Origin of the sequence: uncultured Brachyspira sp. (genome assembly GCF_944390595.1) — a bacterium.
Classification (GTDB): domain Bacteria; phylum Spirochaetota; class Brachyspiria; order Brachyspirales; family Brachyspiraceae; genus Brachyspira.
The window spans coordinates 1-5,685 of sequence record NZ_CALXRN010000035.1 but is presented as its reverse complement, the minus strand read 5'-3'; the positions used below and the strand labels follow the sequence as shown (position 1 = coordinate 5,685).

The window sequence follows — 5,685 nt, the reverse complement described above, 5'->3', positions numbered from 1 at the left end:
ATATTATTATTGTTAAGCCCGGTGATATGGTTAGAATAGTTCCTGTAAAGGAGGCTATAGAGCCAAGATGCCGTTTAGACGGTAAAACTATTTTTCCGGGAGTTCTAGGTCCTATGTACAGAGCAGGCGATGGTGTTATGCATGCTTTAAAAAACTGCAGTGTATTGGCTGTAGGCAAACATTGGGGCGGATTCCAAGACGGATTAATAGATATGGGAGGAGAAGGAGCTAAGTATACATATTATTCCAAACTTTTAAATGTATGTTTAGTTGCTGATACCGATGAAGAGTTTGAAAAAAATGAACAGCAAAAGAAAAATAGAGCTCTTCGCTGGGCTGGAATGAGACTTGCCGAATATTTAGGAAATTGTGTTAGGGAGCAAAAACCAGAAGAGGTTGAAGTTTATAAACTTCCAAGCCTTACTGATTCTTCAAGAGACAGCAAACTTCCTAAAGTTGCATTAGTATTACAGGCTCAGTCTCAAATGGAAAATGACGGATATAATGATTTAGTTTATGGTTGGGATACAAACAGAATGCTTCCTACTTTAATGCATCCGAATGAAATATTAGGAGGAGCAGTTATATCTGGTTCTTTCATGCCTTGTTCTTCTAAATGGTCAACTTACGATTTTCAAAATTTCCCAATGATTAAGAAATTATTTTCTGAGCATGGAAAAACTATTAATTTTTTAGGAATTATATTTTCTAACCTTAATGTTGCTTTAGAGCAGAAAGAGAGGGCAGCATTATTTGTTGCACAGATAGCAAACAATATAGGAGCTGATGCTGCTATAGTTGCTGAAGAAGGTTATGGTAACCCAGATGCTGACTTTATAGCTTGTATAGTTGCTTTAGAAGATGCTAAAGTAAAAACTATCGGTTTGACAAATGAATGTACTGGAAGAGACGGTGCTTCTCAGCCATTAGTAACTTTAGATGAAAAAGCCAATGCTATAGTTTCTTGCGGAAACGTATCTGAAATGATAGAGCTTCCTCCTATGCCTACAGTTATAGGTGAATTGGAAGCATTAGCTAGAGACGGTTTATCAGGCGGTTGGAGCAATGATGCTGTATTAGGTCCTTCTGTTAGAAAAGACGGCTCTATAATTATGGAGAATAATGCTATGTTCTGCGGAGACATGGTTGTTGGATGGTCTACAAAAACTATGGCAGAGTTTTAAGGAGCGAAAAAATGAAAAAAGGTATTTTATATATAAATCAATTTTTTGCTGGAGTAGGCGGCGAAGACATGGCGGATTATAAGCCTGAAATAAAAACCGAATTAGTTGGTCCTGCTATGGCATTTTCTAATCATCTTAAAGGTGAAGTAGAGATTACTCATACTATTATATGCGGTGACAACTTTATAGGAAGTAATCCTGATGAAGCTTTAAATACTATTATGGGATTTTTAAAAGACAAAGAATTTGATGTATTTTTTGCAGGCCCTGCTTTTAGAGCCGGACGTTATGGAGTTGCTTGCGGTAAAGTATGTAAGGCTGTAAAAGAACAATTCAAAGTTCCTGTAATAACATCTATGAATGATGAAAATCCAGGCGTTGATATGTTCAAAAAAGATATGTATATATTCAAAGGCGGTGCTTCAGCTGCTGCTATGCCTAAAGATACTCTTGCTATGAGTAAATTTGCAATTAAACTTCTCAAAGGTGAGGAAACTTTACCTGCAGAAGAAGAAGGATATTTCGGCAGAGGTGTTAGAAAACAAATTTGGACAAAAAATAATGTTCCTGCTGTTGACAGAGTAATGGATATGCTTCTTAAAAAAATTAAAGGAGAACCATTTACTTCAGAACTTGTTATACCTAAAAAAGAATTAGTTCCTATAGCAAAAGCTGTAACAAAAGAAGAATTATCAAAATTAGAAGTTGCTGTAGTTACAAGCGGAGGTATAGTTCCTGTAGGAAACCCAGACAGAATACAGTCTGCATCAGCTACTAAATGGGGTAAATATGATATTTCTGGTAAAGATGATTTAGTAGAAGGTGAATATATGACTATACATGCTGGTTTCGATCCTGCTGCTGCTAATGAAGACCCTGACAGAATAGTTCCTCTTGATGTTTTAAGAGCTTATCAAAAAGAAGGTAAAATAGGAGGAGTATATAAATATTTCTACTCTACTGTAGGAACCGGTACTACTCAGGCTGAGGCTGCAAGAATGGGAAGAGAAATAGCTGATGAATTAGTGGAAGCTGGTATCAAAGTTGCTTTACTTGTTTCCACTTGAGGAACTTGTACTCGTTGCGGTGCAACGATGACAAAAGAAATAGAAAAAGCTGGAATAACTATAGTACAGATTGCTAATTTAATACCAGTAGCTAAAAGTGTTGGTACTAACAGAATGGTTCCTGCTATATCTATACCTTATCCTTTGGGAGATCCTGCTACTACTAAAGAAGAACAATGGAATTTACGTTATCATAGAGTTGGTGTTGCTCTTGATGCTTTATGTACAGATGTTAAAGAACAAACTGTATTTGAAGTAAAAATATAATTTTTCTATTTAATAAATAATTTCCATTAAAAACATGCGGTATGATTTATTCTGCCGCATGCTTATAAAATCTTTAAAAAGGAATATCTTATGAGCGACAAAAAACAAGTAAATTCTACGTTTGTAATTTCTATAATAGTTACTTTATTAGTTGTTATATGGGGGATGGTTTCTCCTAAAACTTTTGAAACAGTAGCAAATAGCATGTTTGGTTTTTTAGTAGATAAATTCGGATGGTTCTATACTATTACAATGATGAGTTTTGTTGGTTTTGCTGTGTGGATAGGTTTCTTCAGCAAATATAAGGATATAAGATTAGGACCCCAGGATTCAAAACCAGAATATAGTTTTTTAACATGGTTTGCTATGCTATTTTCTGCCGGTATGGGAATTGGTTTAGTATTCTGGGGTGCTGCTGAACCTATGAACTATTTTGTAGCACCATTAGGAGCAGAACCAGGTACTTCCGAAGCAGCTAGATTTGCTATGCAGAAATCTTTTTTACACTGGGGTTTTCACCCTTGGGCTAATTATGCAATTTTAGCTTTAGCATTAGCTTTAATGCAGTTTAGATATAATAAGCCTGGTTTGGTTAGCAGTGTATTTATTCCTCTTATAGGGGAGGATAAGGTAAATGGTCCTATTGGTAAAATTATTGATATATTTTCTATATTTGCTACAGTTGCAGGTATTGCTACTTCTTTAGGACTTGGTACTTATCAAATTAACAGCGGTTTAAAATTTTTATTTAATGTCCCTGAAACCGTTTCCGTACAATTAACTATCGTTATAATAATCACTATAATATATATAGTTTCTACTGTTACAGGATTAGATAATGGTATAAAACATTTATCAAATATTAATGTATATATATTTACATTTGTTATTATAGCTTGTTTCTTAATAGGACCTAGCATAAAAATATTAGATACTATGATAGAGGCAACAGGTTATTATCTACAAACATTTATAGGAAGCAGTTTAGAAGCTGGAGCTTTCTTTAATAAAAAATGGTATGGTTCTTGGACTATATTCTATTTTGCTTGGTTTATAGCTTGGGCGCCTTTTGTAGGTACTTTTATAGCACGTATATCCAAAGGACGTACAATAAAAGAATTTATCATTGGTGTATTAATTGCTCCTTCATTGGCTTCTTTTATATGGTTTGTTATAGCTGGTACTATGGGTATAGAACAAGGAATAGAATTTGCTAAAGAGGCAATAAAATCTACTCCTACTACATTATTTAGTGTACTAAGCAATTATACATTCGGAAATATTATTTCTATGATATGTGTTTGTCTGCTTGTTACATTCTTTGTTACTTCTGCAAATTCATCCACTTTCGTTTTAGCTATGTTCAGTTCTAATGGAGATTTAAATCCTACAGGTCCTAAAAAGATTTTATGGGGTATATTACAATCAGGATTAACTTTAGCTTTAATGATAGGAACATCTAATGGATTACAAATGCTTCAAACAGCTTCTATTGCTGTAGCATTCCCATTTGCATTTATTATGATATTTGCAATGATATCTATAGTAAAGATTTTGAAAAAAGATTCTATTTAATTAACTATTTTTATATATGGGAGTTTATTTTTATAAGCTCCCTTATTTTATATACTCTTTTAATATTCTTACACATTCTTTATTATCAAGCATTTCCGCCCACATTAATGCAGTTGTGCCATAATTATCTTTTTCATATAAATCGCTTCCGCTTTCAAGTAATAATTTTAGAACTTCTATGCTGTTGCATTCAGCAGCCAACATTAAACTGTTATTTCCATCGCTATTTTTAGCATTTATATCAGCACCATTTTTTATTAATACTTTCATGTTATCATATAAATTATTGTAAGCAGCCCACATAGCACAGCTTGAATGATCTTCATCTTCTTCATTTACATTAGCACCGCTGTTTATTAATAATTGTATGATTTCAGGATTATCTTTTTTTGATGCCCATATAATTGGTTTTTCACCGTAAGTATTTTTTATATTTATATCAGCATTGTTTTCTAATAATATTTTAACAGCATCTATTTTACAATTTCCAGAAGCCCACATAATAGGTGTTATACCTTTATTGTCCTGAATATTTATGTCAGCATTATTTTTTATAAGGGTATTAATTATATCTATGTTGTTATTTTCTATAGCAAACATTATAGCTAATTTACCATTAATATCTTTAGCATTAATGTTTATTCCATTTTCTATTAAATTCTCAACTATATCATCAAAACCAAAATAAGATGCCATCATTAAAGCATTTGTATTTTTATAAAAAACTGTATTGTTTATATTTAATGTTTCATTGGTAGAGTTGTTTATACCAAGTTCATTTATTAGTTTTATAATGTTTTCTTTATTTTCCATAATAATCTCCTAATAAAATTTATTTTTTAGGTTTGAATATTAATGATATAGAGTTTACGCAATGTCTTATATTTTTTTCTGTAAGATGTTCTCCTTGAAATACATGTCCTAAATGTCCGCCGCAGTTATTGCATGTAATTTCTATCCTGTATCCGTCTTCATCTAATGAACGCCTTACTGCACCTTTTATTTCATCATCAAAACTAGGCCATCCGCAATGAGATTTGAATTTGTCTTCAGAGCGGTATAATTCTGCCCCGCATTGTTTGCAGCAATATATGCCTTCTTCAAAAAAATCATTGTATTCACCTGTAAAAGGGTATTCTGTTCCTTTGAAAATAATGACATTTCTTTCTTCTTCTGTAAGTTCTCTTTTTTCCATTTATTATATACCTCTAACTTTTATTTATAATATTATAATTCTATTTATATTTTTTACAAATTTATTTTTAATATTATTATTTTTTGTAATTGACATTTTTTTATTATATGATAGTATACTTTACACCGATTATATTGGTAAACTTTTCCATAATAGCAAAACGTTCTTAATTATTCACTATAAATTTTGAATATAGAAAAGACGTTGTTACTTAATTTAGTAATCAAAGCATTATGATTTTTTATATTTTTAATGTTTTAAAATAATGTTTGAAATTTATGGATAGGGTGCCGTAGTCGGTACTCTATTTTTATTTTAAAGGATATGATTATGTCATTACCAGTTATGAAAGACCTTTTAGAGGCAGGCGTACATTTCGGACACCCAACTAGAAAAT

5 protein-coding genes are annotated in these 5,685 nt (G+C 31.9%); 3 read left to right on the top strand and 2 right to left on the bottom strand.

What is annotated here, in order from left to right; translation table 11 throughout:
- The 3 genes from Q0J90_RS01995 to Q0J90_RS01985 all read left to right on the top strand — a co-directional run.
- Positions 1 to 1,184: glycine/sarcosine/betaine reductase component B subunit (locus Q0J90_RS01995; protein WP_297276316.1), on the top strand; the 1,184-nt coding region annotated here is incomplete at its 5' end.
- 11 nt (positions 1,185 to 1,195) lie between these two features.
- Entirely contained in the window at positions 1,196 to 2,518 is a 1,323-nt protein-coding gene (grdH, locus tag Q0J90_RS01990) for a betaine reductase selenoprotein B (RefSeq protein WP_297276315.1), read from the top strand.
- 90 nt (positions 2,519 to 2,608) lie between these two features.
- Positions 2,609 to 4,093 carry a BCCT family transporter gene (locus Q0J90_RS01985; RefSeq protein WP_297276314.1) on the top strand — a complete coding sequence of 495 codons (1,485 nt, stop codon included), beginning with the start codon at positions 2,609 to 2,611 and terminating at the stop codon, positions 4,091 to 4,093.
- Positions 4,094 to 4,135: 42 nt separating this feature from the next.
- Here the strand turns inward: Q0J90_RS01985 and Q0J90_RS01980 are convergent, their stop codons facing one another.
- The gene (locus tag Q0J90_RS01980; RefSeq protein ID WP_297276313.1) at positions 4,136 to 4,906 is read right to left on the bottom strand and encodes an ankyrin repeat domain-containing protein; all 771 of its coding nucleotides are present in this window, start codon (positions 4,904 to 4,906) and stop codon (positions 4,136 to 4,138) included.
- Positions 4,907 to 4,925: 19 nt separating this feature from the next.
- Positions 4,926 to 5,288, bottom strand: a complete 363-nt coding sequence (locus tag Q0J90_RS01975; protein WP_297276312.1) for a methionine-R-sulfoxide reductase — start codon at positions 5,286 to 5,288, stop codon at positions 4,926 to 4,928.
- Between the last annotated feature and the right edge of the window lie 397 nt (positions 5,289 to 5,685).